The following is a 26,481-nucleotide window of genomic DNA, read 5'->3' on the forward strand; positions in this document are numbered from 1 at the left end:
GAAGATCACGAACGCGCGCGGGCTGGAACTCGCTTCGGCGGCGGACGGTTGGCTGATCGTCCGCCATCGAAGGAGGCCGCCATGAGCGTCAACGGTCTGGACGTCTTCGACAGGACGCTGCACACGACCAACGCCTGGCTCAAGGAGCTGTCCGAGGAGCTGGACGTCGATCGGCACGGCGCCTGGAAAGTGCTCAGCGTGGTCCTGCACAAGCTGCGCGACCGCCTGCCCGTGGACCTGTCGGCCCACCTAGGCTCGCAGCTGCCGCTGCTGATCCGCGGCGTCTATTACGACCAGTACCAGCCGGCCAAGCAGCCGAACCGCTGCAGCAGCCAGGACGAGTTCATCGCCGACGTCGGCGACTGGCTGACCGACGCGCACAGCGTCGATCCGCGCCGCGCGATCGAGGCGGTCTGCCGGGTGCTCTCGCGCCATCTGGCCCCCGGCCAGGTCGAGAAGGTGCGCGCCAACCTGCCCAAGGCGCTGCGCCCGCTGTGGAGCGCGCCGGCCGACACCCCGCCGCGGCGCCGTCCGGAGAAGGCCGCCCAGGCGGCCGCGGCCATGGCGACCGGCATCTAGGCGCCGCAGCCCGATAGCGAGGCGCCGGCGCCACAGGCGCGGCGTGTCGTATCGATGACGCTTGGGTTGCGCTTTCGCGACTCTCCTAAGCCCCCTAAAACGCAGCACAATCGCTGCTTGGGGGACCCAGCCATGACCATGCGTACGCGTTTCTTGAACCGGGCCGCGCACGCTGCGCTGGTCGTCGCCGCGGGCCTGGCGGTCCTGGCTCCGGCCCAGGCCCTGGCCCAGGACACCGAGCTCGGCGAGGTCGTCGTCACCGCCCAGAAGCGCTCGGAGAACCTCAACGACGTGCCGGTCTCGGTGACCGCAATCTCCGCCGAGAAGCTGGACGTCATCCAGTCGTCCGGCGGCGACATCCGGGTGTTCTCGGCCCGCATCCCGAACGTGACGCTTGAATCGAGCTACGCGCGGATCTTCCCACGGCCTTATATCCGCGGACTCGGCAACACCGACTTCGACTTCAACGCCTCGCAGCCCGTCTCCTTCGTCTACGACGAGGTGGTGATGGAGAACCCGGTGCTGAAGAGCTTCCCGCTGTTCGACATCGAGCAGGTCGAGGCCCTGCGCGGGCCGCAGGGCACGCTGTTCGGCCGCAACACCCCGGCCGGCGTTCTGAAGTTCGACAGCGCCAAGCCGACCCAGAGCTTCGGCGGCTTCGCCCAGGCCTCCTACGCCACCTTCGGTACGGTCAATCTGCAAGGCGCGGTGTCGGGCCCGATCATCGACGGCGTGCTCGCCGGCCGCCTGTCGGGCATCTGGATGCACCGCGACGACTGGATCGACAACGGCTTCACCGGCAAGGACGACGTCACCGGCGGCTACGACCAGAGCGCCTTCCGCGGCCAGCTGCTCTACACGCCGACCGAGGCGTTCAGCGCCCTCTTGAACCTGCACTACACCAAGCTCGACGGCTCGCCGCAGATCTTCCGCGCCAACATCATCCAGCGGGGGACCAACGACCTGGTCTCCGGCTTTGATCGCGAAAAGATCTACCAGGACGCCCAGCCGCGCACCGGCCAGACCATGGAAGGCTCGGGCGCCAACATGAAGCTGACCTACGACTTCGCCGACGACGGCCCGACCCTGACCTCGATCACCGCCTACGAGCACGTGACCGCCTACTCGCGCGGCGACGTCGACGGCGGCTTCGGCGCGGTGTTCGCGCCGCCCTCGGGACCCGGCCTGATCCCGTTCACGGCCGAGAGCGCCGACGGGGTGCCCTACCACGCCCAGTGGAGCCAGGAAGTCCGTCTGGCCGGCGACTACGCCGGGGTGAACTATACGGTCGGCGCCTTCTACTTCTTCGAAGACCTGAAGATCGACAGCATCAACTTCGACACCCTGGCCAACGGGGCCCGCAACGGCTTCGCCTACCAGCACCAGAAGACCAAGGCCTGGGCGCTGTTCGCCAACGCCGACTACAAAGTCACCGACCAGCTGACCATCGGCGGCGGCATCCGCTACTCCAACGACAAGAAGGAGTTCATCGCCCAGCAGACGCTGTCGCCGATCGGCCTGCCGCCGACTCCGATCCTGGCCGCCGATCCGGAAAGCGACGACGTCAGCTTCAACCTCAACGCCACCTATGCGGTGAACGACGACGTCAACGTCTACGCCCGTATCGCCAAGGGCTACCGCGCCCCGTCGATCCAGGGCCGCCTGCTGTTCGGCTCGACCATCTCGGTCGCCGACACCGAGACGCTGATGTCCTACGAGGCCGGCTTCAAGGCCGACCTGTTCGACCGCCGCGCCCGGGTCGACGCGTCGGTCTACTACTACAAGGTCGACGACATGCAGCTGACCGCGGTCGGCGGCGGCGCCAACTTCAACCGCCTGGTCAACGCCGAGCACGCCGAGGGCTACGGCTTCGAGTTCAACGGCGAGGCCAACCCGATCGAGCACCTGCTGCTGACCGCGGGCCTGTCCTACAGCCACACCGAGATCCAGGATCCGAACCTGGCCATCCAGCCGTGCGGCGCGCCCTGCACGGTGCTCGACCCGGCCGGCGCGCCGGGCACGGTGCTGGTCGACGGCAACAGCCTGCCCAACGCCCCGCGCTGGATCGCCAACATCACCGCCCGCTACGCCATCCCGTTCCGCGACGGCGAATTCTACGCCTACACCGACTGGGCCTACCGCTCGAAGATCAACTTCTTCCTCTACCGCTCGGTCGAGTTCACCGACGACGAGCTGCTCGAGGGCGGCCTGCGGCTGGGCTACGTCACCGCCGACGGCAAATGGGACGCGGCGGTGTTCGGCCGTAACATCACCGACGACGAAAGCCTGGAAGGCGGCATCGACTTCAACAACCTGACCGGCTTCGTGAACGACCCGCGCACCATCGGCGTGGAGCTGAAGACCCGGTTCTAGGGCAGGCGACGGCGAGGGGGCGACCCCTCGCCGCATCCAGATTGACGGAGCCTTAACTACGCTCAGGGGCAGATGGCCCTTGGAATTGGGAGCGTTGCCTTGAGCCTCAAACTGGTTGAACGGCCCGAGGGCTATTACGAGATCGAACCGCGTCCGACGCCGGACGAGCTCGCGGCCTATTATCGCGACAAGTACTTCGGCGCGACCGACGGACGCACGCCCTACGCTCACGGCTACACGGCCGAGGAGCTCGAACACAAGCTGCTGCAGCCGGCCGAGACCGAGCTGGTCTGGGGCAGGGCGCCCGGCCGCCTGCTCGAAGTCGGCGTCGGCGAAGGCTTCACCCTCGACTACTTCCTCAAGCGCGGCTGGTCCGCCAAGGGCCTGGACTTCACCGACGACGGGGTGCGCGAGTTCCATCCGCACCTGGCCGAGCACCTGATGCTGGGCGACGCCTTCGCCCTGCTCGACGAGGAGATCGCCAAGGGCCAAGTCTACGACCTGGTGGTCTGCAACAACGTCCTCGAACACGTCATCGACCCGATGGGGCTGCTGCAGCGGCTGCGCGCCATCGTCGCGCCGGGCGGTCTGCTGCGCGTCGCCGTGCCGAACGACGGCTCCTGGCTGCAGGCGCAGATCGTCGGCCGCGGCCTGGCTGACCCGCAGTTCTGGCTCGCTGCCCCCGACCACCTCAACTACTTCAACACCGACACCCTGCCGCGCGCCCTGGCCGCCAACGGCTGGGAGGTGGTCGAGCATCTGGGCGAGTTCCCGATCGACATCTTCCTGCTCAATCCGGACACCGGCTACATGCGCGACCGCAGCAAGGGCCGGAACTGCCACTTCACCCGCGTGGCCTTCGAGATGGGCCTGTGGCGCGACCGGTCGCTGGAAGCGGTGATCGAGTTCCGTCGCGGCTGCGCGCGGGCCGGCGTCGGCCGCAACCAAACCGCCTACGCCCGGCCGGTCTAGCGGGGCCGGCGAGCGGCGATGAACGTCCTCATCCTCAGCGCCGCCGCCAAGGTCCTGCTGGTCCAGGCGTTCCGGGCCGCCGCCCAGCCGCTAGGCGGCCGGGTGCTGGCCGCCGACATCGCCGCGGACAACGCCGCCCTCTTCGCCGCCGACCAGGCGCTGATCCTGCCGCGCAGCGACGCGCCGGAGTTCGCCGATGCGCTGCTTGACGCCTGCGCCCGGCATGCCGTCGGCCTCGTCGTGCCGACCCGCGACGGCGAGCTGGCGGTGCTGGCGCAGCTGCGTCCGCGCCTCGCTGCGGCGGGCGTGACGACGCTGGTCCCCGCGGCCGAGGCGCTCGCCGTCTGCCGCGACAAGCGCCGCTTTGCGCAGGCCTGCGCCGACCTCGGGCTCGCCACGCCCCGGACCTATGCGCCGGGCGAGACGCCCGACGCCTTCCCGGTCTTCGTCCGCCCGGTGGACGGGGCCGGCGGCGCCGGCGCCCGGCGGATCGACGATCCGGCCGACCTGCCGACCGGCGAGGATCTGCTGATCCAGGCCTTCGACAACGGCCCGGAGTTCACCATCGACGTGCTGATGAGCCTGGACGGCGCGCCGCTGCAGGCGGTCGCCCGCCGGCGGCTGCAGGTCCAGGCCGGCGAGGCGACCAAATCACGCACGCAGGACCTTCCAGCCCTCACCGACCAGGCGCTGAAGCTCTGCGCCGCCCTCGGCCTCGTCGGCCACAACGTCGTCCAGGCGTTCCACGACGAGGCCGGGACCCGCTTCATCGAGATCAACCCGCGCTTCGGCGGCGCCTCCAACCTCTCGATCCAGGCGGGCCTGGCCTCGCCCGAGCGCATCCTGCAGATGGCGCGCGGCGAAGTCGAAGCGGCCGCCCGGCCGCGGACCCTCGCCTACGGCCTGACCATGCTGCGCTATTCTCAGGACCGGATCGTCACCGACGCCGAACTGGCCGCCTTGTGATCAGCGCCCTGCTCATCGATCTCGACGACACGCTCTACGACGAGCGGACCTACGTGCTGTCCGGCTTCCGCGCCGTGGCCGAAGAGCTGGCCCAGCGCCACCCGCGGCTCGACGCCGCCGCCCTCGCCGCCGGTATGGAGGCCGAGCTCGACGCCCACGGCCGCGGCCGCATCTTCGACGTCGTGCTGGCCCAGGCCGGGCTGCCCGCCAGTCCGGCGCTGATCGGCGAACTGGTCGGGGTCTACCGCGACCACCGCCCGACGATCAGCCTCTGGCCCGGCGTCGCGGGCGCCCTGGCCGCGCTCGCCAAGTCCTATCGGTTGGCCATCGTCACCGACGGCCTGGCGCTGATGCAGTCGCGCAAGGTCGAGGCGCTGGGCGTCGCCGACCTGGTCGACGAGGTGCTGCTGTGCTGGGAGCACGAGGCGCCCAAGCCCGATCCGGCCTGCTATCTTGAGGCCCTGCGCCGGCTCGACGCCTTCCCGGCCCAGGCCGTGGTGATCGGCGACAATCCCGACCACGACATGGCCGCCGCTGCCGCGGTCGGCTGCCGCTCGGTCCGGGTGCGGACCGGCAAGTTTGCGGCGCTTGGCGACGGCGGCTTCCCGCCGGACGCCGAGGCGCCGAGTTTCGTGGAGATCGCGCCGGTGCTGGCGCGACTCGAACCTGGAGACGGCGTGTGAGCCAACCCCTCGTCAGCATCGCCGGCCGCAAGATCGGCCCCGGCCATCCGCCCTACATCGTCGCCGAGATGTCCGGGAACCATAACGGCGAGATCGCGCGCGCACTGGCCCTGATCGACGCGGCCAAGGCGGCCGGCGCCGACGCGGTCAAGCTTCAGACCTACACCGCCGACACCATCACCATCGACCACGATGGACCCGGGTTCACGGTGCATGGCGGCCTCTGGGACGGGCGGCGGCTCTACGACCTCTACCAGGAAGCCTACACGCCCTGGGACTGGCACGCGCGGCTGTTCGCCCACGCCCGCGAGATCGGCATCACGGTCTTCTCCTCGCCGTTCGATCCGACCGCCGTCGAGCTGCTCGAGAGCCTCGGCGCCCCGGCCTACAAGATCGCCTCCTTCGAGCTGATCGACATTCCGCTGATCGAGCTCTGCGCGCGCACCGGCAAGCCGCTGATCATGTCGACCGGCCTGGCCTCGCCGGCCGAGATCGCCGAGGCCGTCGCCGCCGCCCGCGGCGCCGGGGCCAGCGAGATCATCGTGCTCCACTGCAACAGCGGCTATCCGACCCCGCCGTCGGACATGAACCTGCTGACCCTGCCGCATCTGGCCGCCCAGCACGGCGTGGCTGTCGGCCTCTCCGACCACACCATGGGCGTCACCGCCTCGGTGGCGGCGGTGGCGCTGGGCGCATGCTTCATCGAAAAGCACTTCACCCTCAGCCGCGCCGAGGGCGGGGTCGACTCCGACTTCTCGCTGGAGCCGGCCGAGCTGGAACGGCTGGTGGTCGAATGCCGCGACGCCTGGCTGGCGCTCGGCGCGGTCCGCTACGACGAAGCCCCGTCCGAGGCCTCCAGCCGCGACCACCGCCGCTCGCTCTACGTGGTCGCCGACGTCGCCGCCGGCGAAGCGCTCACCGCGGCCAACGTCCGCTCGATCCGCCCAGGCTTCGGCCTGCCGCCCAAGCACTTGCCCGAAGTTCTCGGCCGCAGGGCGTCCCGCGCCCTGCCCCGCGGCGCTCCGCTCGACTGGTCGATGGTGGAGTAGTTCGGGACACCCCAATTGCTCCCCCTCTGGGGGGAGCTGTCAGCCGTCCGGCTGACTGAGGGGGACTTTGACTGCTCCCGCAGCCCCCTCCGTCGCGCTCCGCGCGCCACCTCCCCCAAAAGGGGGGGATCTAGGCTCAGCCCTTCCGGAACAGCCACCAGGTCGCGTCGTCCAGACCCGTCGCCCGCTTCCAGAAGAAGCCGTAGTCGACCAGCTGCAAGTCCGGGAAGCGGTCCATGTAGAGGCCGCCGAAGTCGTTCTTGAACAGCAGGCCCTCGTGGCCGCGATAGCTCAGCGTCTCGGGCCGCGGCGAGAAGTACTCGGCGCACAGCACGTACTTCGACGACACCCGATGGATCTCGTCCATGGTCGCCGGCAGCCGCGACGGATCCACGTGGATCAGCACGCCGGTCGTGAACGCCATCTCCACCGCGCCGTCGGCCAGCGGGATCTTGTCGCCAAAGCCCTCGTACAGCCGCTCGGCCGGCAGGATGCCGTCGGCCAGCACCCGCGCCCGCGCCGTGGCGTTGGGTTCGATCGCCGAGAGCTCCGCGCCCAGCAGCCGAGGCATGACCCGCAAATTAAGGCCGAGGTTGCAGCCGACCTCCAGGATGGTCTTCGGCGGATCCCCGGCGAAGGCCTGGGCGAAGCGGCCCCACATGAAGGTCCGCGCCCGCAGCGCCTCGTCCGAGGCCACGTTGCGCTGCGTGTACTCGGCGCCAAAGTCTCCCGCCCAGGCGGATTTCGGGTCGGCCGGCGTGCCGGTCATGGGGGGCTCCTAGGTGTCAGGTTCGAAGTGGGAGAAGGGCAGGGCCCGGATGTCGTCGGACGAAAAGTCCGGCTTGGCCGGATAGAGCGCGGCATAGACCTTCTCGACGAAGGCGTAGTCCTCGGGCGTGTCGACGGTCCAGCGCAGGCCGCTCTCGTCGCGGGCCTGGACCAGTTCGCCCTGGGTGAAGGGCGCGCCCGGGCGATAGAGAAACGGCGTCACATGTTCGCGGTCGTAGGGATCGCTCGCCTCGCGCCCGGCGGTCAGCAGGTCCTCGGCGTCGAACGACTCGACGTCGAGGCCACGCGGATAGGTGCGGTTGCGGCCGTTGGAACAGTAGTCGACGCCCAGCTTGGCTTGTAGCCGCACGCAGTCGTCGATCACCCCCGGATCGGCCAGCGGGCAGTCGGCGGTCAGCCGCACGACTTGGCCGCCGATCCCCAGCGCCTCGATCGCGCCGACATAGCGGCCCAGCACGTCGGCCAGCGGGCCGCGATAGACCTCGACGCCGATTTCCGGGAGGAAGCTCGCCAGCACGTCGTCGCTGGCGTCGTCGCTGGTCGCGACAATCAGACGCGACAGGGTCTCGCAGCGGCGCAGGCGCTCGATCTGGCGCTCGACCATCGGCCGTCCCGCCAGCGGTTTCATCACCTTGCCCGGCAGCCGCGAGGAACTCATCCGCGCCTGCAGGATCGCGACCGCCATGCCCGTTCCCCTCGACTGGCGCGACGTTAGGGCCAGAGCCTTTCGCCGGTCTTAACCGTGCTAGCCAACGGGCGGCGGACAGGGTTATGAGCCGTCTTCCCTCTCGCTCAGGTAGTCAGTGCATGTTGCCTCCCGACGACGCCAAGGCGGTCGCCGCCGCCGAAACTCTCGCCGCCTCCGGGGCCGGCGTGGACCAGGTGCTGGCCCAGCTGCGCGCCACGCTTTCGCTCGACGCCTTCGGGATGCTGATCATCGACCTGCCGCGCGAGGACCTGCCGCACCTGTCGCGGCTCCTGCCGCGCATGGCCAGCGACGAGACCCAGCGCAACTTCACCGGCAACGCCGGCCTGACCCTGCTGCGCGAGACGGTCAGCTTCGTCCGCGCCCTGGCCTACAACTACGCGGCGGTCCGCAACCGCTCGCTCTCGCAGGCCCGCGTCCTCGACTACGGCTGCGGCTACGGCCGCATCACCCGGATGATGTACTACTACACCGATCCGGCCAGCATCTGGGCGATGGACCCCTGGGACTTCGCCGTCGGCCTGTGCCGCGAATCCGGGCTGATCGGCAACCTGGCGCAGTCGGACTACCTGCCCAAGTCGCTGCCGGCGCCGGAACGTGCGATCGACGTCGCCTTCGCCTTCTCGGTGTTCACCCACACCTCGCGCTCGGCCACCGACGCGGCCCTGGGCGCCCTGCGCCGGCACATCGCCGACGACGGCCTGCTGGCCATCACCATCCGCGCGCCCGAGTACTGGGACGTCAATCCGGACTACGCCCAGGACGCCGAGAGCTACAAGGCGCTGCACGCCCGCGACGGCTTCGCCTTCGTGCCGCACCAGCGCGACACCGTCGAAGGCGAGGCGACCTACGGCGACACCTCGATGACGCTGGACTTCATCACCGCCAACTATCCGGACTGGAAGATCGCCGGCTCGGATTGGGCGCTGGCCGATCCCTACCAGCGCTACGTCTTCCTGCAGCCGGCCTAGACGTCCATGCCGCGGAGCACGGCGAGCACCGCCTCGCCGTAGCGCTGCAGCTTGCCCTCGCCGACGCCGGAGATCGCGCCCAGGGCGGGCAGGTCCGACGGCTTGCGCCCGGCGATCTCGGCCAAGGTGCGGTCGTGGAAGATCACATAGGGCGGCAGGTGCTGGCGCGCCGCCTCGTCGCGGCGCCAGGCGCGCAGCGCTTCGAACACCGGCTGGTCGTGGGCGCTTACCGCCAGCGCTGCGCCGCTCTGGCCCTTGCGCCGACCGCTGGTCCGCGCCTTCGGTTCAGGTTCCTGCGGTTTGCGCAGCGAAACCTGCCGCTCGCCGCGATAGATCGCCTTGACCCCGTCGGCGTCGCCCAGCCCGATCAGCGGCCGCCCATCGTTGGGATCCTCGCGCAGCAGGCCGTCGAACAGCAGCTGGTCGATCAGGTCGCGCCAGGCGATGGCGCTCAGCTCCTGGCCGATCCCGAAGGTGGTCAGCCCGGCCTCGAACCCCGACGGATCCTTGGTCTTGCCCAACAGGTGATCGACCAGCCGCCCGCGCCCGAACCGGCCGCCCATGCGGTGCACCGCTGACAGCGCCATCTGCGCCGGCCGGGTGGCGTCCACGGTCTCGACCTCGCCCAGGCACAGGTCGCACTGGCCGCAGGCCTTGACGCCCTCTTCGCCGAAGTAGCGTCGCACCGCGGCGGCGCGGCAGGTCGTGCCGTCGAGCATGGCGTAGAGCTGGCGGACCTTGCGGCCCTGCACCTGCTTGACGCTCTCGTCGACGTCGCGGCCGTCCAGCCGCCGGAACGCCCAGGCCATGTCGGCTGAACCATAGAGGGTGATGCCCTCGGCCGGATCGCCGTCGCGCCCGGCGCGGCCGATCTCCTGCCAATAGGCTTCGATCGAGGCCGGCGGATCGGCGTGGATGACATAGCGGACGTCGGGTTTGTCGACGCCCATGCCGAAGGCGATGGTCGCCACCATCACCGCCTCGTCGGCCTCGAGGAACTTCTCGAGCCGGTCGGCGCGGACGTTCTTGTCGAGGCCCGCATGATAGGCCAGGGCCGGAACCCCCGCCCCGCGCAAGGCCTCGGCGAGCTTGTCGACCCCGTCGCGCGATCCGGCATAGACCACGCCCGAGCGGCCCGGCCGCGCCGCGACCAGCTCCAGCACCCGCTTGTGACCGGCCCCGCGCTTGCGCTCGGCCGACAGCGCCAGCTCGGGCCGTGCGAAGCTGGCTACGAACTCGGCCGAGTCCTCCAGCCGCAGCTCGGCGCGGATGTCCTCGCGCGTTCGATTGTCGGCGGTGGCGGTGACCGCCAGCCGCGGCACGTTCGGGAAGATGTCGGCCAGCCGGCCCAGCATCCGGTACTCGGGCCGGAAGTCGTGGCCCCACTGGCTGACGCAGTGCGCCTCGTCGATGGCCAGCAGCGCCAGCGGCACGCGCGACAGGCGTTCCAGCATCGAGGGCTGCATCAGGCCTTCGGGAGAGATGTAGAGCAGGTCCAGCTCGCCGCGGTCGATCTTCTCCCAGGTCTCGGCCCGCTCCCAGGCCTCGCCGGTGGAATCGAGCTTGGCGGCGGCGACGCCTGACTGCTGGAGGCCGGCGACCTGGTCGGTCATCAGCGCGATCAGCGGCGAGACCACGAGGCCGAGTCCCGGCCGCATCATGGCAGGGATCTGGTAGCAGACGCTCTTGCCGCCGCCGGTCGGCAGCACGGCCATGGCGCTGCGCCCGGCCAGCACCTCGGCGATCACCTCGGCCTGGCGGCCGCGGAAGTCGGCATGCCCGAAGGTGCGGCGCAGGATCTCCCGCGCCCCGTCCAGGGTCGGCGTGTCGTCGAGGTTCATACGCGGCGCGAGGGAGGCGGCCATCCGGGGCTTATGACCTGCGTCGGCGCTCAGGCCAAAGCGCTATTCCGCCGCGATCGCCGCAGGCGCCGCCCGCGCCCCGCGCAGCAGCCGGCCCGGCAGGGCGCCGGTCGGCTGGCCGTCGCGATAGGTCACCTGTCCGGCGACGATGGTCGCCACATAGCCGTCGGCGCGCTGCACCAGCCGCCGCCCGCCGGCCGGCAGATCGTAGGCGACGCTCGGCGCGCCCAGGGTCAGGCCGTCATAGTCGATGACATTGAGGTCGGCGCGGTAGCCCGGCGCCACCAAACCGCGATCGTGCAGGCCGAGCGCCGCGGCGGTGTCGTGGCTCTGCATCCGCACCATCGCCTCCAGCGCAAGCTTCGGCCCGCGCGTGCGGTCGCGAGTCCAGAGCGTCAGGTTCGAAGTCGGGAACGAGCCGTCGCAGATCATGCCCACATGCGCCCCGCCGTCAGACAGCCCCGGCACCGTGTCCGGATGGCTCAGCATCTCGAACGACGGGTCGAGCGAGCCGCCCGCATAGTTCAGGAACGGCAGGTAGAGCATGCCGCGCCCGCCGTGGGTCAGCATGTGGTCCAGCGCCAACTCCTCGGGCCGCACGCCCTTGGCGGCCGCCAGGGCCAGCACCGTGCGGTCGGGCGTCTGCTCGTAGTCCGGCGTCTCGCCCATCAGGAACATGACCTTCCAGTTCTGGGTCATGTTGGCGGCGAAGGCGGCCGAGGCCTCGTTTCCCTCGCTGAGCAGCTGGGCGCGGAACGCCGGATCGGCCAGCCTGGACGCCCGCTCGGCCAGCGGCAGCCCGGCGATCGCCTTGTAGCTCGGATAGTGGGTGAAAGGATTGAGCGTCAGCTCCAGGCCGAACAGCACGCCCACCGGCCGGCCGCAGACCTGGGCCCGCATAGGCAGGCCCGCCCCGCTGGCCTCTTCCAGCCTGTCGAGCAGCAGCCGCCACTGGGCCGGCTGGATCGGGCTCTGCACCAGCGAGAACGACAGCGGCCGCCCCGAAGCCTCGACGATCCGCCGCAGCATGGCGAACTCGGCCTCCGGATCGCCGAAGTCGGAGACGAACTGCAACGCCCCCTTGCCGGCCGCCGCCAGCCCCATGGCGATCCCGGTCAGTTCGTCTTCCGAAGCCGTCAGGGTCGGGGTCGGTTGGCCGTCGCTGGTCCGGTGGTTGAGCGTGCGCGAGGTCGAAAAGCCCAGCGCCCCGGCCTCGACCGCGCCCTTGGCGATGGCGGCCATCGCGGCGATTTCGTCGGCCGTCGCGTCCTCGCGGTTGGCGCCGCGCTCGCCCATCACGAACACCCGCAGCGCCGCGTGCGGCAGCTGGGCGCCGATATCGACGTCGAAGCTGCGGCCCTCCAGGCTGTCGAGATAGTCGGGGAAGCTCTCCCAGTTCCAGGGCAGGCCTTCGGTCAGGACCGGGAAGGGAATGTCCTCCACCCCCTCCATCAGCCGCACCAGCCGGTCGTGATCGGCGGGCCGGCACGGGGCGAATCCGACGCCGCAATTGCCCATCACCACCGTGGTCACGCCATGCCAGGAGGAGGGCTGCATCCGCTGGTCCCAGGTCGCCTGGCCGTCATAGTGGGTGTGAATGTCGACGAAGCCCGGCGTCACCAGCTTGCCGCGGGCGTCGATCTCCTCGACCCCGGCGCCGCTCACCTGGCCGACCGCGACGATCAGGCCGTTCTTGACCGCGACGTCGGCCGCAAAGGCCGGGCCGCCCGATCCGTCCGCCAGCGTGCCGCCCCGGATCACGAGGTCATAGGCCCGTTGCATGGCGTTCTCCCTTGTGCCGCCGTGTCTCCGACGCTCGGCCGGATTACCCGCCCGCGCAGGGGTTCAGGTCAAGGGCGCCGTAGCGGCAGCCGGAGGCTGGTTCGGTACAATTGTTGATTGCGCGCCGGTATGGAACGGAACCGTGAGCAGGCGCATTTTTCCGGCAGAGCTTGTTCGCCCCGGGTTCGGGGCCCGTCCAGGAAACCCGATATGCGTCCTTCCCAAGTCACCGCGGCCGTCGTCGCCGTCGCTCTCGCCATGCCCGCCGCCGCCGGCGCCCAGCCGACCCTGCGCCAGGGCAGCCCGCTGTCCTCGATCTTCGGCTGCGACGCGGGCGGCAACAAGCAGGCCGGCGGCGCCGTCATCGGCGGCCTGGTCGGCGGCGTGGTCGGCAGCAACCTCGCCAAGAACGAACGCACGCTGGGCACCGTGCTCGGCGCCGCCGCCGGCGCGGCGGCCGGCTCTTACATCGGCTGTCGCATGCAGCGCAGCGACCAGCAGAAGGCCCAGTACGCGGCCCAGAACGCCCTCGACCGCGGCGGCTCGCAGTCCTGGTCGAACCCGGAGACCGGCGCCTCGGGCGACGTCCGCGTCGTCTCGACGTCGAACGGCGGCGGCGGCGGCCAGCCGGTCTCGCTGAGCGGCCTGCGTTTTGCGAACGGCGTCGAGCCTGCCTCGGCCTACGAGTCGGCGACCGGCTCCTACACCGCGCCCAAGACCGTCAACATCCGCGCTCGCCCGAGCACCTCGGCGCCGGTCGTCGGCAAACTGAACGGCGGCCAGAGCTTCGACGCGCTGGCGCGGGTCAGCGGCACGCCGTGGCTGCTGGCCGGCCGCAACGGCCAGGCGATCGGCTACGTCTCCGACACCGTCGTCCGCCCGGCCGGCGGCGCCCAGTACGCCGGCGGCAATTCGGTCTGCCGCACCTTCGACCAGACCATCCGCACCTCGAACGGCGCGCCGGAAACCTCGCGTCACACCGCCTGCAAGGGTTCGGACGGCCAGTGGGTCGTGCAGGGCTGAGGCGCTCTTCGATCCTCCCCCCTTGGGGGAGGTGGATCGATGCGCAGCATCGAGACGGAGGGGGACTGCTCCAATTCGCCGGAGTTCAGTCCCCCAGCAGGGAGCATCTCCGCGCCTCCGCGGCGCCAAATCCTTGACCTAAAGCATCCACAGGGGCATAAGCGCCCCCTTCTGGCGCATAGCATTCGCGCCCTCCACCGCCACGACCCCCACGACGAATGTGGGACGAGGGCGGCGAGGCCCCCCGTCGACGTGATCGTCCACGGGGGTCGATTGCGTTTGGGCCTCCCGAGACATTTGCGATCCGAAGGATCGAAAATGTCTCAAACCTTTTCGTTCCCATTTTCCCTCTCGGGAAAATTGGGGTGGAGTTCGACTTGTTCGACGCACTGACAGATCGGCTTTCCGGGGTCTTCGACCGCCTCTCCGGGCGGGGCGTGCTCTCGGAAAAGGACATCGACGAAGCCCTGCGCGAGGTGCGTGTCGCCTTGCTCGAGGCCGACGTCGCCCTGCCCGTCGTCCGCGAGTTCATCTCCAAGGCCAAGGAACGGGCCGCCGGCGAAGAGGTGATCCGCTCGATCCGCCCCGCCGATCAGGTGGTGAAGATCACCTATGACGGCCTGGTCGAGATGCTGGGCGGCGAGACCGCCGAGGGCCTGAACCTCGCGCTCAACCCGCCGACGGTCATCATGATGGCCGGCCTGCAGGGTTCGGGTAAGACCACCACCGCCGGCAAGCTGGCGCTGAAACTCGCCAAGGACCGCAAGAAGGTCCTGCTGGCCTCGCTCGACACCCGCCGTCCGGCCGCCATGGAGCAGCTGGCTCTGCTGGCCAAGCAGGCCGGGGTCGAGAGCCTGCCGATCGTCGCCGGCCAGGCGGCGCCCGACATCGCCCGCCGGGCCATGTCCGCGGCCAAGCTGCAGGGCTTCGACGTCGTCATCCTCGACACCGCCGGCCGCACCACCATCGACGAAGCGATGATGGCCGAGGCGGCCGAGATCGCGAAGATCGCCTCGCCCACCGAAACCCTGCTGGTCGCCGACAGCCTGACCGGCCAGGACGCGGTGCGCACCGCCACCGCCTTCCACGAGCGCCTGCCGCTGACCGGCCTGGTGCTGACGCGCGCCGACGGCGACGGCCGCGGCGGCGCGGCGCTGTCGATGCGTGCGGTCACCGGCCTGCCGATCAAGTTCCTCGGCGTGTCGGAAAAGATCGAAGGCCTCGACGTCTTCGACGCCCGCCGCGTGGCCGGCCGCATCCTGGGTCAGGGCGACGTCGTCGCGCTGGTCGAGAAGGCCGCCCAGGACCTCGACGTGGCCAAGACCGAGGCCATGGCCAAGAAGCTGGCCAAGGGACAGTTCGACCTCGACATGATGGCCGAGCAGTTCAATCAGATGAAGCGGATGGGCGGCATGGAAGGCCTGATGGGCCTGCTGCCGGGCGTCCAGAAGGTCAAGAAGCAGCTCTCGGAAGCCAACGTCTCCGACAAGATGATCGACCGCCAGATGGCGATCATCTCCTCGATGACCAAGGCCGAGCGCAAGAAGCCCGACATCCTGCAGGCCTCGCGCAAGCGCCGCATCGCGGCCGGCGCCGGGGTCGACGTGGCCGAGATCAACCGGCTCCTGAAGCAGCATCGCCAGATGGCCGACGCCTTCAAGATGATGAGCCGCGACGGCGGCAAGGGCTTCGCCCGCATGGCCGGCATGATGGGCGGCGGCGGCATGGACCGCCTCAAGTCCCTGGGCGGCGGCAAGATGCCCGCGCCCGATCCCAAACAACTGGAAGAACTCGGCAAGCTGGCGAGCCAAGGGGGCGGTCTGCCCGGCCTCGGCGGTCCCGGCGGCCCGAAGCTTCCTGGCCTCGGCAATCTGCCGCCGGGCTTCAACCCCTTCAAGAAATCCTAGAGCTTACAAAGGACTAACCCATGCTCAAGATCCGTCTCGCCCGTGGCGGCGCCAAGAAGCGCCCCTACTACAACATCGTCATCGCCGACTCGCACTCGCCGCGCGACGGCCGCTTCATCGAGAAGGTCGGCGCCTACAACCCGATGCTCAAGAAGGACGACCCCGCGCGCGTCACCCTGAAGGTCGAGTCGATCCAGGCGTGGCTCAAGAAGGGCGCCCAGCCGACCGACCGCGTCGCCCGTTTCCTGGCCAACGAAGGCCTGGTGAAGTGGGAAGCCGGCAACAACCCGAACAAGGCCGAGCCGGGCCGCAAGGCCAAGGAACGTGCTGAAGAGCGCGCCCAACGCGAAGCCGACCGCGCCGCCGCCGCCGCCGAAGCCGCCGCCCAGCCGGCTCCGGAACCGGAAGCCGCTCCGGCCGAGGAAGCCCCGGCCGCCGAAGCTCCGGCCGCTGAAGAAGCCCCGGCTGCTGAAGAAGCTCCGGCCGCCGAAGGCGACGCCGAAAAGACCGAAGGCTAATCCTAGCACCGCTCATCCCGGCGAAAGCCGGGACCCAAGCGGCCTTTCAGCATGGGCCCCGGCCTTCGCCGGGGTGAGCGGAGTCGGGTTTCACGGTCGTGGGCGACGAAACGCACAATCTGATTTTCGTCGCCCAGGTCGGCGCCGCCCATGGCGTGCGAGGCGAGGTGAAGGTCACCACCTTCACCGCCGACCCCATGGCGCTGGCGAGCTACAAGACCTTGATGCGTCAGGACGGCTCGACCGCCCTGACCATCGCTTCGGCCCGCCCGACCAAGGGCGGGATCGTCGCCCGCCTCAAGGGCGTGGAGGACCGCAACGCCGCCGAGGCCCTGCGCGGCCTCAAGCTCTACATCTCCCGCGACAGCCTGCCCGAGCCGGAGGAGGACGAGTTCTATCTCGCCGATCTCATCGGCCTGACCGTCGAGACCGCGGCCGGCGAACCGCTCGGCAAGGTCAAGACTATCCAGGACTTCGGCGCCGGCGACCTGCTCGAAATCCAACCCAAGACCGGCGCCAGCTGGTGGCTGCCCTTCACCCGCGAGGCCGTGCCGGAAGTGCGCATCGCGCAGGGCAAGCTCATCGCCGAACCGCCCAGCGTCATCGAAGCCGACCCCAACGAGGGCCGCGAGGAACACGAGGGCTGAGCTAGGCCCGCTGGGCCAGAACCGCCTCACGCTGGCGCGCCAGGTCGGCGCGCGCCTTCGCCATCAGCGTCTTGATCGCCGGATCGTCGCGCAGCGCCAGCAGGTTCGGCTGCTGATCCAGCCAAAGGCTCTCGTCCCACAGGAAGACGCCGCGCCAGCCGTTCTGGTAGGCGCTCTCCAGCGCGGCGACCGACTCGTTGCGCATGCCCTTCTCGGCGAACACCTTGGCGCGTGCGACGAGCCAGTCGTTCGGCGGCCGCTGGCCGGGCGTCGGCGCGGTCACTTTCAGCACCTCGTCGAGCAGCCGCTTGGCCTGGGCGCGGTCGCCGGTCCGGTTCAGCGCGTGCGCTGCGACCGTCGGCATGGCCAGGTCCAGCCCGGTCACCGCCGGCTCCGGTGAAAAGATGTCGGGCCGTAGGGTCTTCAGCGCCGCGACGCCCTCGGCGTACTTGCCGGTCATCACTGAGGTCTGGAACACCACCATCGGCCAGAACGGCTCGTCGTCCTTGGCCATCAGCGAGCGGCCCATGGCCAGCGCCCCGCGCCAGTCGCCGTCGTAGCAAAGGATGGTGACCTCGCCGAGTTCCTTGGCCGGCGACTCGCTGATCGCCCGCAGCGCCGCATCGGCGTCCTCCCGCAGGCCAAGGTTCATGTAGACCCACGAGGTCTGCAGCGAGATGAACGGGTCCTGGCCGGTGGCGATGGCCTTCAGCCACGGCTCGGCCTCGTCGAACCGGCCCTTCTCGGTCAGCACCATCGCCAGCTGGTACTTGGCCTGCTCGTAGTCGGGATAAAGTTCGGTCGCCGAGTGGAACTGGCGCTGGGACTCGTCGAGCTGGCCGACGTTCATCAGCGCCTTGCCATAGGTCATGATCGTCGAACGGTTCAGCGGATCGAGCGCCAGCGCCTTGCGGCCGAACGCCACCGCCTGCTCGGACTGGCCCAGATCGTTCAGGCGCGAGGCCTTGGCGCTCAGCGCCTCGGGCTTGTTGGGCGCCAGCTTCAGGGTGCGGGCGATCGCCTCGTCGAAGGCGCGCTCATACTGCGGCCCGCCGATGCGGATGCTCTGCACCCGGGCGATCATCGCCTTGGCCATCCAGACGTCGGGCGAGTCCGGATCGAGCTGCACCGCCTTGTCGATCGCGCCCTGGGCGACGCGGCCGGCCTCGCCGATGTCCATCGACAGCCCCTGCTGGGCCAGCACCATGGTCGCCTGGGCGTAGCCGGCGAAAGCTGCGGCGTTCCGCGGCTCCAGGTCCATCAGCTGCTCGAAGCCCGCCCGCGCCGCCTTCAGCGAGTCCGGATCCTGGCGGCGAAGCTGGGCCATCGAGGTGAGCTGCAGCGTATAGGCGGCCGGATCGCGCGGCGTCTCGTCGGTCGGCCGCGCGCCCCGCAGAGCCAGCTTGACCTTCATCGCCTCGGCGACCGCTTCGCCGATCTCCGTCTGCAGGTCCAGGGCGTCGACCATCTGGCGGTCATAGATTTCCGACCACAGGTGAAAGCCGTCCTTGCAGGCCACCAGCTGGCAGGTGACCCGCAGGCGGTCGCCCTCGCGGCGCACGCTGCCTTCGACCACGTGCGCCACGCCCAGCTTCTTGCCGACCTCGCGCAGGTCCTCGTTCTTGCCCTTGAAGTAGAAGCTCGAGGTTCGGCCGGCGACCTTCAGCTCGGGCGACTGGGCCAGGCTGTTGATCACCTCCTCGGTCAGGCCGTCGGCGAAATACTCGGCGTCCTGGGCCTGGCTGAAGGTCTCGAACGGCAGCACCGCCACCGACTTGTCCGGCGGTCCGCCGCCCAGCATCTCGATCGGGCCGCGCAGCACGCCGCTGACCTGCGCGGCGGTGACGCCCAGCACCAGGCCAAAGCCCCCCAGCAGCAGCACGTCCAGCCGCGTGAGGCCGGTTTTCGCCGGCGCCTCCTCGCCTTCCGGCGTCTTCGTTCGGTGGACCGTGCCGTCCGGCGCGCGCTCGAACGCCCAGGCGATGACCATTGCGATCGGCAAGCCGAGCGCCAGGACGATCAGCGCCGCCTGGCTCGTCCACTTGGGAAATTCGAGCGTCTCGAAGATCGTCTTGGCGACCTGGAAAATCGCCCAGGCAGTCACCGTGTAGACGGCCGCCACCCGGATGACGTTTCGACGCTTCAACTCACTGAGGAACTGTCCGAACACTCGCACGCCCCCTCTGAGGAAGCGTCGAGCCTAACAGTCAAAAAAGAAAGGCGGCAAGCCGGGGCTCGCCGCCACCTGGAACTACTTCTTCAGTCGCATCAGGCCTTCTTGGGCCACCGAGGCGACCAGGGTGCCGTCCTGGCCGTAGATCGCGCCGCGCACGAAGCCGCGGCCGCCCGAGGCGCTAGGGCTGTCCTGGGTGTAGAGGTGCCAGTCGTTGAAGTTCGACGCCTTGTGGAACCACATGGCGTGGTCGAGGCTGGCCGACTGCAGGCCCGGCGTCTGCCAGGCCACACCGTGCGGGCGCATCGCCGTCGACAGCAGGTTCATGTCCGAGGCGTAGGCCAGGATCACCTGGTGCATGCGCGCATCCTCGCCGATCGGGGCCACGGCGCGCATCCAGGTGTCGCTCTTGGGCTCGCTCGGCTTGGGCTTGCGTCCGAAGCCGTAGTTGTCGCGGCCGACCATCTCGATCGGACGCGGCCGGTTCATCATCCGGCGCATCTCTTCGCTCATGCCGTCCTGGACGGCCTTCTTCGCGGCCTCGGCCTCAGCGGCCATGTCGTCGGGGCTGCGCACGGCCGGCATCGGGGCCTGGTGCTCGAAGCCGTCCTCGGCGACCTGGAACGAGGCGGCCAGGTTGAAGATCTGCTTGCCGTTCTGCACGGCGATCACCCGGCGGGTGGTGAAAGTGCCGCCGTCGCGCGAGCGGTCGACCTCGAACAGGATCGGGATCCGCGGGTCGCCCGGACGGATGAAGTAGCAATGCAGCGAGTGGCAGATCCGGTCCTCGACCGTCTCATAGGCCGCCAGCAGCGACTGGGCGATCACCTGGCCGCCGAAGATCCGGCCCGGACCGTCCTCGGGCGAAACGCCGCGGAAGGTGTTCACCTCGATACGCTCGAGGGCCAGGGACTCGGTGAGGATTTCGGGCGTTTCCATGGGGTCTCTAAAAATGCTGCACGTGCGAAAGGAGCCGGATTACGCCCTAGGCGCACGCCCCGCAAGCGGCCAGGGAGCGACGTTCTCTTAAGGCGACCGTGGAAAACCTGCGTCGTTTGGTCCAAAAGCCGCGCCATGTCCTTCGACGCCACCGTCCTGACCATGTTCCCCGAGGCCTATCCCGGCCCGCTCGGCGTCTCGCTGATCGGCACGGCGTGGCGCGAGCACGGGCTTTGGACATTGGAAACAGTGGACATTCGCGGCTTTTCCAAGGATAAGCGCGGCTTCCTCGACGACACCCCTGCGGGTGGCGGTCCTGGACAGGTTATGCGGGCGGACGTCATCGCAGCCGCGCTGGACAGCGTGGAGCAGCGGGGACGGCCGCTTTTGTACATGAGCGCACGGGGTCGGCCCCTGACCCAGGCGCGCGTGAGTGAATGGGCCAAGGGTCCGGGACTGATCGTCCTGGCCGGACGGTTCGAAGGGGTGGACCAGCGGGTGCTCGACGCCCGGGGGTTCGAAGAGATCAGCGTCGGAGACGCGGTTCTCGCCGGTGGCGAGGCGGCGTCCCTGGTGGCGATCGAAGCGTGCGTAAGGCTCGTGCCCGGCGTCCTCGGCCAGGCGGAGAGCTTGAGTGAAGAGAGTTTCGAGGACGGGCTCCTGGAGCACCCGCAGTACACGCGACCGCGGGAATTCGAGGGACTTGAGATACCGCCCGTACTGCTCAGCGGTCACCACGCCGATATCGGCAAGTGGCGGCGGAGCCAGCGCGAAGCGGCCACGCGGGAACGACGTCCGGACCTCTGGGCGGCGCATCTCGCCAATCAACAGGCAAAGGGCGAGTAAAGCCCGGTAAGACAAGGACGACCGATATGAACATCATCCAGCAGCTCGAAAAAGAAGAGCTCGACCGCCTCGCCGCCACCCGTGCGATCCCGGACTTCCAGGCCGGCGACACCCTTCGCGTCAACGTGAAGATCAAGGAAGGCGACCGTGAGCGCGTGCAGGCCTACGAAGGCGTCTGCATCGGCCGTCAAGGCGGCGGCGTGAACGAGAGCTTCACCGTCCGCAAGATTTCGTTCGGCGAAGGCGTGGAACGCGTGTTCCCGCTCTACTCCCCGAACATCGATTCCATCGAAGTGAAGCGTCGCGGCGTCGTCCGTCGCGCCAAGCTGTACTACCTGCGCGACCGTCGCGGTAAGTCGGCCCGGATCGCCGAGCGTCAAACCGCTCGCAACACCGAGACCACCGAAGCCTAAGCTTCCAAGTCTTCGAGACTTTCCGAACGGGGGCCGTGGCGACACGGCCCCCGTTTTCGTTTCCGCCGCCAATCCCTCCCTGCTGGGGGAGCAATTTGGCGACCGAGCCCTCTTGCTTCCCGCGCCGCACCCACTAACTCTAATCATAAGAGTTACTGAGGAGCCCCGCCGATGCGCGCCAAGTCCTTCGCCGGCATGACCTGTTCCGTCGCCGGCGCGCTGGAGGCGATCGGCGACCGCTGGGCCGTGCTGCTGCTGCGCGACCTGTCGCTGGGCCTGTCAAAGTACGACGAGCTGCAGGCCTCGACCGGCATGCCGACCACCACGCTCTCGACCCGCCTCAAGCACCTGGAAAGCAGCGGCCTCGTCGAGCGCCGCCCCTATCAGGACAATCCGCCCCGCCACGAATACCGCCTGAGCGACAAGGGCCGCGACCTCTGGAAGGTGCTGACCGCCCTGCGCGAGTGGGGCGACCGCTGGGACGCCAACGGTTTGGGCGCCTCGACCATCGAGCTGGTCGACGGCCAGACCGGCCGCCCGCTGGTCCTGGCCCTGGTCGACCCCGACACCGGCCAGGCCGTGCCCCAGTCGCGCGCCCGCCTGCGTCCCGGGCCGATCGCCGCGCCAGACCTGCGCAGACTTCTTGGAGAGCCCCAATGACCCTGACCCGCACCCGCTTCTTCTTCGATTTCCGCAGCCCCTACAGCTACTTGGCCAGCACCCAGCTGGACGACCTGCCCGGCGAGTTCGACTGGCGGCCGTTCGACGTGCTGGAGACCATGAAGCGGGTCGGCAACGTCCCCACCACCGTCATCTGCAAGCCCAAGCAGGCCTATGCCCGCCAGGACCTCGGGCGTTGGGCCGCGCTCTACGGCGCCCAGCTCAGCCCCAATCCCGGCATGGGCGGGATCGACGGGCCGCGGCTGCTGCACGCGGCGCTCGCCGCCCGCGCCGTCGGCCAGGGCGAGGAGGCCGCGCGCCGGCTGTTCCGCGCCATGTGGGCGGGCGATGCGCCGCTGGCGACCTCGGACGACATCGCCGCCCTGCTCGCCGACCTCGGCGTCACCGCCGCCCTGATCGACGCCCCCGAACGCGCCGCCGAGCTCGAGGCCAACACCGCCGCGGCGGTCGAGGCCGGCGTCTTCGGCGCCCCATCATTCGTCACCGAGGGCGGCCTGCTGTTCTTCGGCAATGACCGCCTCGACTTCCTGCGCCGCGCGCTCGCGGCTTAGGCCCTCTCTCCCCAGAAGGAACACCACATGAAGCCGCTCGCCATCGTCACCGGGGTCGGCCCCGGGACCGGAGCCTCGATCGTCCGCCGGTTCGCCGCCGACGGGTACCGCGTGGCCATGCTGGCCCGGAATTTCGACCGCCTCGCGGCCCTGGCCCAGGAGATCCCCGACGCGGTCGCCGTGCCGGTCGACGTCTCAGACGCCGGGGCGCTGATCGCCGCGGTCGAGGACCTGATCATCCGCTTCGGAACCCCCAAGGTGGTGGTGCACAACGCCGTCGGCGGGGCCTTCGGCAACTTCCTCGACGTCGACCCCTCGGTGCTGGAGCAGAACTTCGCGACCAACGTCATGGCCCTGCACCACCTGGCCCGCCTGACCGTCCCGAAGATGATCGAGGCCGGCGGCGGATCGCTGATCGTCACCGGCAACACCTCGGCCCTGCGCGGCAAGGCCAACTTCGCCGGCTTCGCGCCGACCAAGGCGGCCCAGCGCATCCTGGCCGAAGCCATCGCCCGCGAGGCCGGCCCCAAGGGCGTGCACGTCGCCTATCTGGTCATCGACGCGGTCATCGACGTGCCGTGGACCCGCGAGCGCTACAAGGAAGCCCCGGACGACTTCTTCATCGCGCCCGACGACATCGCCGGCGAGGTCTTCCACCTGGCCCACCAGCCGAAGAGCGCCTGGTCGTTCCTCGCCGAGGTTCGGCCGTTCCGCGAGACCTGGTAGCGCCCAGCTTGTCGGGGCTGGGGGCGCTCGGCTAAGCAGGGCGGCCATGCCGCTCGCGCTGATCATCTCCAGCCACGTCGCCGCCAGCCATGTCGGCGGAACGGCCCAGGCCAGCGCCCTCTCGATCCTGCGCATCGACGCCATGGTCGCGCCGACCGTGCTCTACGGCCGTCATCCCGGCTGGGGTCCGCCCGGCGGCGCCAAGGTCGATCCGGCGGTGCTCGAGGGCGTGCTGGCCGGCATCGAGGCCAACAAGCTGTTCGGCCAGGCCGACCTGGTGCTGACCGGCTATTTCGCCTTCCCCGAACAGGTGCTGGCCGCCGCCCAGGCGATCGACGCGGTGCGCGGCGCCAAGCGCAGCGGCTATGGCGGCGAGGCCCCGCGCGCGCCGGTGGTCATCGTCGATCCGACCATCGGCGACGCCGGCAAGGGGCTCTACGTCCCGGCTCCGGTCGCTGAGGCGATCGCCGAGCACCTGGTCCCGCGCGCCGACATCCTGGCCCCCAACGCCTGGGAGCTGGCCCACCTGACCGGCCTGCCGACCCGCTCCCCGCAGGACGTCCTGGTCGCCGCCCGACGCCTGGGCAAGCCGGCCCTGGTCTCCTCGGTCGGCCGGGCCAAGGAGATCGGGGTGATCTATGTCGAGCCCGGCGAAGCCTGGCTGGCCGCCCATCCGCGGCTGCCCTCGGCGCCCAAGGGCACCGGAGACCTGCTCAGCGCCCTGTTCGGCGCGGCGCTCCTCGACGGCCTGACCGGCTCCTATGCGCTCGGCCGCGCGGTCGGCGGCGTGGCCGAGACGGTCGCCGCCGCCCATGCCGCCGGCGCGGCCGAACTTCCCATCGTCGCCATGGCCCAGCGGCTCAAGGCGACCTCCCCCAGCGTGCGTTTGGAGCGATTGGCATGACCCCCGAGATCCACGGCCTCTGCCCCGAGCGCTTCGCCGGCGTCCGCGCCGCCTTTGAAGACAACTTCGCTGCCGGCCAGGAACTGGGCGCGCGCTTCGCCCTCGTGCAGCGCGGCGAACTGGTCGTCGACCTCTGGGCCGGCTTCGCCGACCGCCAGCGCACCAAGCCCTTCGACGAGCGCACCCTGACGCCGGTGTTCTCGACCACCAAGGCGGTGGCGGCGCTGCTGATCGCGCGCCTGGTCGACGCCGGAAAGCTCGACTACGCCCAGCCTGTCGCCGACGTCTGGCCGGAATTCGCCCAGGCCGGCAAGGAAGCCATCACCGTCGAACAGGTGATGAGCCACCAGGAGGGGCTCTCGGGCTTCCCCGACGAGATGGAGCCCTCGCTCTGGTTCGATTGGGACGCGGTCTGCGCCAAGCTGGCCGCCATGGCCCCGTTGTGGCCGCCGGGGACCGCCAGCGGCTACCACCCGATCACCTTCGGCTACCTGTCCGGCGAGATCTTCCGCCGGGTCGACGGACGGACCATGGGGACCGCCCTGCGCGAGGACCTGGCCCAGCCCTTCGGCCTCGACCTCTGGATCGGCCTGCCCGACGCTGAGCACGGCCGTGTCGCCGACCTGCAGCGGCCAAACGGCCTGCCGAACTTCGGCGAGATCAACGCCGCGACCAAGGCCGCCTTCCTGACCCCGTGGTCCTCGCCCGCCGGCCGCGGCCAAGCCGAGTGGCGGCGGATCGAGATCCCCTCCGCCAACGGCCACGCCACCGCCCCGGCCCTGGCCCGGCTGATCGGCGCCTTGGCCAATGACGGCTGGCTGGACGGCGAGACCATCCTGTCGCCGGCCCTGATCGCCGAGGCCTCGCGCGAGCGCATCCACGGCCAGGACCTGGTGCTGCCGTTCGTGATGAGCTGGGGCGCCGGCTTCATGCGCAACAGCGCGGTCAAGGTCTGGGGCCCGGGCGAGCAGACGTTCGGCCATTCCGGCTGGGGCGGCTCCTGCGCCTTCGCCGACCCGGAGACGGGCCTCGCCGGGGCCTATGTGATGAACAAGCAGTCGACCGACCTGATCGGCGACGCCCGCGCCAAGCGGCTGATCGAGGCGGCCTACGCCGCGCTCTGACCCACCAGATCGTCATGGCCGGGCTTGTCCCGGCCACCCATGGCCCCCGTCTCGCCGAGATAGCTCTGAGCGCGTCGCGATTATGGATCCCCGGCCCGCCGCCGCTACGCGGCGCCGGCCGAGATTGACGAACAATGGAGTGCCTACGCCGCGCTCTGGGCCGCCAGCATCCGGCTGCGCCGCCAGGCCCCGAACGCGAACACCGCCGCCCCGCCCCAGATGAAGGCGAACGAGACGCCGCGCAGCGGGGTGAACGGCTCGCCCTGCATCACCCCCATCACGAAGGTCATGCTGGGGGCGATGAACTGCAGGAAGCCCATGGCCGAGAACGGGATCCGCCGCGCCGCCCACGAGAACATCATCAGCGGCAGCGCCGTCATCGGCCCGCAGGCCAGCAACCAGGCCGCCGCGGCCGGGCTGGCTGTGAAGTGGCCCTGGCCCTCGCTCTGCAGCCAGGCGATCAGCACCGCGCCGGGCAAACCAAGGATCAGGCACTCGATCAAGAGGCCAGTCTGCGCCTCGGCCGCCACCCGCTTGCGGATGATCCCGTAGGCGCAGAAGCTCGTCGCCAGGGTCAGCGAGATGATCGGCAGGTGGCCCAGGGCGAAGGTCTGGATCACCACCCCGACCCCGGCCAGGGTGATCGCGCCCTTGCCGATGGAATCCATCCGCTCACGGAAGATCAGCGCGCCGGCCGCCATCGCCATCAGCGGATTGATGAAGTAGCCGAGGCTGGTCTCCAGCACCCGGCCGTTGTTCACCGACCAGATGAACACCAGCCAGTTGACCGCGATCACCCCGGCCGACAGCGCCAGCCAGGCCATGGTGCGGCCGTTGCGCAGCACCGCCGCCAGCTGCTTGGTCTGGCCGGCCAGCGCCACGAACAGAAAGGCGGTCGGCACCGCCCAGAGCGTGCGGTGGGCGAGCAGCTCCCAGGCCCCGATGCCCATCCGGCCCATGATCTGGAAGGCCAGCGGCACCAGCCCCCAGATCAGATAGCAGCCGGCCCCGACCGCGAGCGCGGAGCCGTTGATGCGGGCGGAGTCGTCCTGAGCCATGGCTGAGCCGGTCGGAGTGAGCTTGGAACCGGACGGAGACCGGTCGGGCCGCCTTACCTAGGCCGCCCACGCCGCCGGGCAAGCGGAAACCGCCGCCGATGCGCGGAGATCGGACGCCGCGGCGCCGCCCCCGGACGCACTCGATGGGTTCGTCATGGCCGGGTCGGCAGGTCCCGGCCATCCATAGACGCCAAGCATACCGAAAAACGCCAGTGCATATGGATCCCGGCACGCATCCG

Annotated in this window: 24 protein-coding genes and 1 pseudogene; 18 read left to right on the forward strand and 7 right to left on the reverse strand. The window is 69.9% G+C overall.

What is annotated here, in order from left to right; translation table 11 throughout:
* Nucleotides 1–81: 81 nt before the first annotated feature.
* The 6 genes from AC1Q87_RS10230 (at nucleotide 82) to pseI (ending at nucleotide 6,622) form a co-directional block, all read left to right on the forward strand.
* Nucleotides 82–579 carry a DUF2267 domain-containing protein gene (locus AC1Q87_RS10230; protein WP_492608843.1) on the forward strand — a complete coding sequence of 166 codons (498 nt, stop codon included), beginning with the start codon at nucleotides 82–84 and terminating at the stop codon, nucleotides 577–579.
* A 138-nt stretch (nucleotides 580–717) separates the two neighbouring features.
* Nucleotides 718–2,952 carry a TonB-dependent receptor gene (locus tag AC1Q87_RS10235; RefSeq protein WP_492608844.1) on the forward strand — a complete coding sequence of 745 codons (2,235 nt, stop codon included), beginning with the start codon at nucleotides 718–720 and terminating at the stop codon, nucleotides 2,950–2,952.
* Nucleotides 2,953–3,051: 99 nt separating this feature from the next.
* A complete protein-coding gene (locus AC1Q87_RS10240) occupies nucleotides 3,052–3,924 on the forward strand; it encodes a class I SAM-dependent methyltransferase (protein WP_492608845.1) in 873 nt (290 codons plus the stop codon).
* An 18-nt stretch (nucleotides 3,925–3,942) separates the two neighbouring features.
* Nucleotides 3,943–4,890, forward strand: a complete 948-nt coding sequence (locus AC1Q87_RS10245; RefSeq protein ID WP_492608846.1) for an ATP-grasp domain-containing protein — start codon at nucleotides 3,943–3,945, stop codon at nucleotides 4,888–4,890.
* Nucleotides 4,887–5,573, forward strand: coding sequence for an HAD family hydrolase (locus AC1Q87_RS10250; protein ID WP_492608847.1), 687 nt, complete (start codon nucleotides 4,887–4,889; stop codon nucleotides 5,571–5,573). The genes AC1Q87_RS10245 and AC1Q87_RS10250 overlap by 4 nt, the downstream gene beginning before the upstream one ends.
* Complete coding sequence (gene pseI, locus AC1Q87_RS10255) at nucleotides 5,570–6,622, forward strand: pseudaminic acid synthase (RefSeq protein WP_492608848.1); 1,053 nt, start codon at nucleotides 5,570–5,572, stop codon at nucleotides 6,620–6,622. Before AC1Q87_RS10250 ends, pseI begins: the two co-directional genes overlap by 4 nt.
* Nucleotides 6,623–6,758: 136 nt before the next feature.
* Here pseI and AC1Q87_RS10260 read toward each other — a convergent pair whose 3' ends face one another.
* Together AC1Q87_RS10260 and AC1Q87_RS10265 are read right to left on the reverse strand one after the other, a co-directional pair.
* Nucleotides 6,759–7,391, reverse strand: a complete 633-nt coding sequence (locus tag AC1Q87_RS10260; protein ID WP_492608849.1) for a pseudaminic acid biosynthesis-associated methylase — start codon at nucleotides 7,389–7,391, stop codon at nucleotides 6,759–6,761.
* A gap of 9 nt (nucleotides 7,392–7,400) precedes the next feature.
* Nucleotides 7,401–8,096 carry a cytidylyltransferase domain-containing protein gene (locus tag AC1Q87_RS10265; protein WP_492608850.1) on the reverse strand — a complete coding sequence of 232 codons (696 nt, stop codon included), beginning with the start codon at nucleotides 8,094–8,096 and terminating at the stop codon, nucleotides 7,401–7,403.
* Nucleotides 8,097–8,218: 122 nt separating this feature from the next.
* On the opposite strand from AC1Q87_RS10265, the gene AC1Q87_RS10270 reads away from it, so the two are divergent.
* Complete coding sequence (locus AC1Q87_RS10270) at nucleotides 8,219–9,088, forward strand: class I SAM-dependent methyltransferase (protein ID WP_492608851.1); 870 nt, start codon at nucleotides 8,219–8,221, stop codon at nucleotides 9,086–9,088.
* Here AC1Q87_RS10270 and recQ read toward each other — a convergent pair.
* The gene (gene recQ / locus AC1Q87_RS10275) at nucleotides 9,085–10,953 is read right to left on the reverse strand and encodes a DNA helicase RecQ (protein WP_492608852.1); all 1,869 of its coding nucleotides are present in this window, start codon (nucleotides 10,951–10,953) and stop codon (nucleotides 9,085–9,087) included. The two genes, AC1Q87_RS10270 and recQ, sit on opposite strands and share 4 nt — an antisense overlap.
* A gap of 39 nt (nucleotides 10,954–10,992) precedes the next feature.
* Nucleotides 10,993–12,732 (reverse strand): N-acyl-D-amino-acid deacylase family protein, encoded by a 1,740-nt coding sequence (locus AC1Q87_RS10280; RefSeq protein ID WP_492608853.1) that lies wholly within the window; start codon nucleotides 12,730–12,732, stop codon nucleotides 10,993–10,995.
* 210 nt (nucleotides 12,733–12,942) lie between these two features.
* On the opposite strand from AC1Q87_RS10280, the gene AC1Q87_RS10285 reads away from it, so the two are divergent.
* The 4 genes from AC1Q87_RS10285 to rimM all read left to right on the forward strand — a co-directional run bounded on the left by AC1Q87_RS10285 (nucleotide 12,943) and on the right by rimM (nucleotide 16,827).
* Complete coding sequence (locus AC1Q87_RS10285; protein WP_492608854.1) at nucleotides 12,943–13,755, forward strand: glycine zipper 2TM domain-containing protein; 813 nt, start codon at nucleotides 12,943–12,945, stop codon at nucleotides 13,753–13,755.
* Nucleotides 13,756–14,132: 377 nt separating this feature from the next.
* Nucleotides 14,133–15,662 carry a signal recognition particle protein gene (ffh, locus tag AC1Q87_RS10290; RefSeq protein ID WP_492608855.1) on the forward strand — a complete coding sequence of 510 codons (1,530 nt, stop codon included), beginning with the start codon at nucleotides 14,133–14,135 and terminating at the stop codon, nucleotides 15,660–15,662.
* A 20-nt stretch (nucleotides 15,663–15,682) separates the two neighbouring features.
* A complete protein-coding gene (gene rpsP / locus AC1Q87_RS10295; protein WP_492608856.1) occupies nucleotides 15,683–16,180 on the forward strand; it encodes a 30S ribosomal protein S16 in 498 nt (165 codons plus the stop codon).
* A gap of 98 nt (nucleotides 16,181–16,278) precedes the next feature.
* Complete coding sequence (gene rimM, locus AC1Q87_RS10300; protein WP_492608857.1) at nucleotides 16,279–16,827, forward strand: ribosome maturation factor RimM; 549 nt, start codon at nucleotides 16,279–16,281, stop codon at nucleotides 16,825–16,827.
* A gap of 1 nt (nucleotide 16,828) precedes the next feature.
* On the opposite strand, the gene AC1Q87_RS10305 is transcribed toward rimM, so the two are convergent.
* Nucleotides 16,829–18,997 carry a tetratricopeptide repeat protein gene (locus tag AC1Q87_RS10305; protein WP_492608858.1) on the reverse strand — a complete coding sequence of 723 codons (2,169 nt, stop codon included), beginning with the start codon at nucleotides 18,995–18,997 and terminating at the stop codon, nucleotides 16,829–16,831.
* Between the two features lie 81 nt (nucleotides 18,998–19,078).
* Nucleotides 19,079–19,939 (reverse strand): acyl-CoA thioesterase, encoded by an 861-nt coding sequence (locus AC1Q87_RS10310; RefSeq protein WP_492608859.1) that lies wholly within the window; start codon nucleotides 19,937–19,939, stop codon nucleotides 19,079–19,081.
* 135 nt (nucleotides 19,940–20,074) lie between these two features.
* Between AC1Q87_RS10310 and trmD the strand changes: the two are divergent.
* The 7 genes and pseudogenes from trmD to AC1Q87_RS10345 all read left to right on the forward strand — a co-directional run.
* Nucleotides 20,075–20,808 (forward strand): annotated as a pseudogene (gene trmD, locus AC1Q87_RS10315) (tRNA (guanosine(37)-N1)-methyltransferase TrmD); the annotation flags it as partial.
* A gap of 3 nt (nucleotides 20,809–20,811) precedes the next feature.
* Nucleotides 20,812–21,198, forward strand: coding sequence for a 50S ribosomal protein L19 (gene rplS, locus AC1Q87_RS10320; RefSeq protein WP_183770975.1), 387 nt, complete (start codon nucleotides 20,812–20,814; stop codon nucleotides 21,196–21,198).
* Nucleotides 21,199–21,369: 171 nt separating this feature from the next.
* Nucleotides 21,370–21,858 carry a winged helix-turn-helix transcriptional regulator gene (locus AC1Q87_RS10325; RefSeq protein WP_492608860.1) on the forward strand — a complete coding sequence of 163 codons (489 nt, stop codon included), beginning with the start codon at nucleotides 21,370–21,372 and terminating at the stop codon, nucleotides 21,856–21,858.
* Entirely contained in the window at nucleotides 21,855–22,430 is a 576-nt protein-coding gene (locus AC1Q87_RS10330; RefSeq protein WP_492608861.1) for a 2-hydroxychromene-2-carboxylate isomerase, read from the forward strand. The genes AC1Q87_RS10325 and AC1Q87_RS10330 overlap by 4 nt, the downstream gene beginning before the upstream one ends.
* Nucleotides 22,431–22,457: 27 nt before the next feature.
* On the forward strand, nucleotides 22,458–23,156 hold the full coding sequence (locus AC1Q87_RS10335) for an SDR family NAD(P)-dependent oxidoreductase (protein WP_492608862.1): 699 nt from the start codon (nucleotides 22,458–22,460) through the stop codon (nucleotides 23,154–23,156).
* Between the two features lie 46 nt (nucleotides 23,157–23,202).
* A complete protein-coding gene (locus AC1Q87_RS10340; RefSeq protein WP_492608863.1) occupies nucleotides 23,203–24,060 on the forward strand; it encodes a bifunctional hydroxymethylpyrimidine kinase/phosphomethylpyrimidine kinase in 858 nt (285 codons plus the stop codon).
* Nucleotides 24,057–25,184 (forward strand): serine hydrolase domain-containing protein, encoded by a 1,128-nt coding sequence (locus AC1Q87_RS10345; protein WP_492608864.1) that lies wholly within the window; start codon nucleotides 24,057–24,059, stop codon nucleotides 25,182–25,184. Before AC1Q87_RS10340 ends, AC1Q87_RS10345 begins: the two co-directional genes overlap by 4 nt.
* Nucleotides 25,185–25,327: 143 nt before the next feature.
* Here AC1Q87_RS10345 and rarD read toward each other — a convergent pair whose 3' ends face one another.
* Entirely contained in the window at nucleotides 25,328–26,242 is a 915-nt protein-coding gene (gene rarD, locus AC1Q87_RS10350) for an EamA family transporter RarD (protein WP_492608865.1), read from the reverse strand.
* Nucleotides 26,243–26,481: the final 239 nt, after the last annotated feature.

It is taken from the genome of Phenylobacterium sp. GW823-FHT02A09, assembly GCF_058797775.1.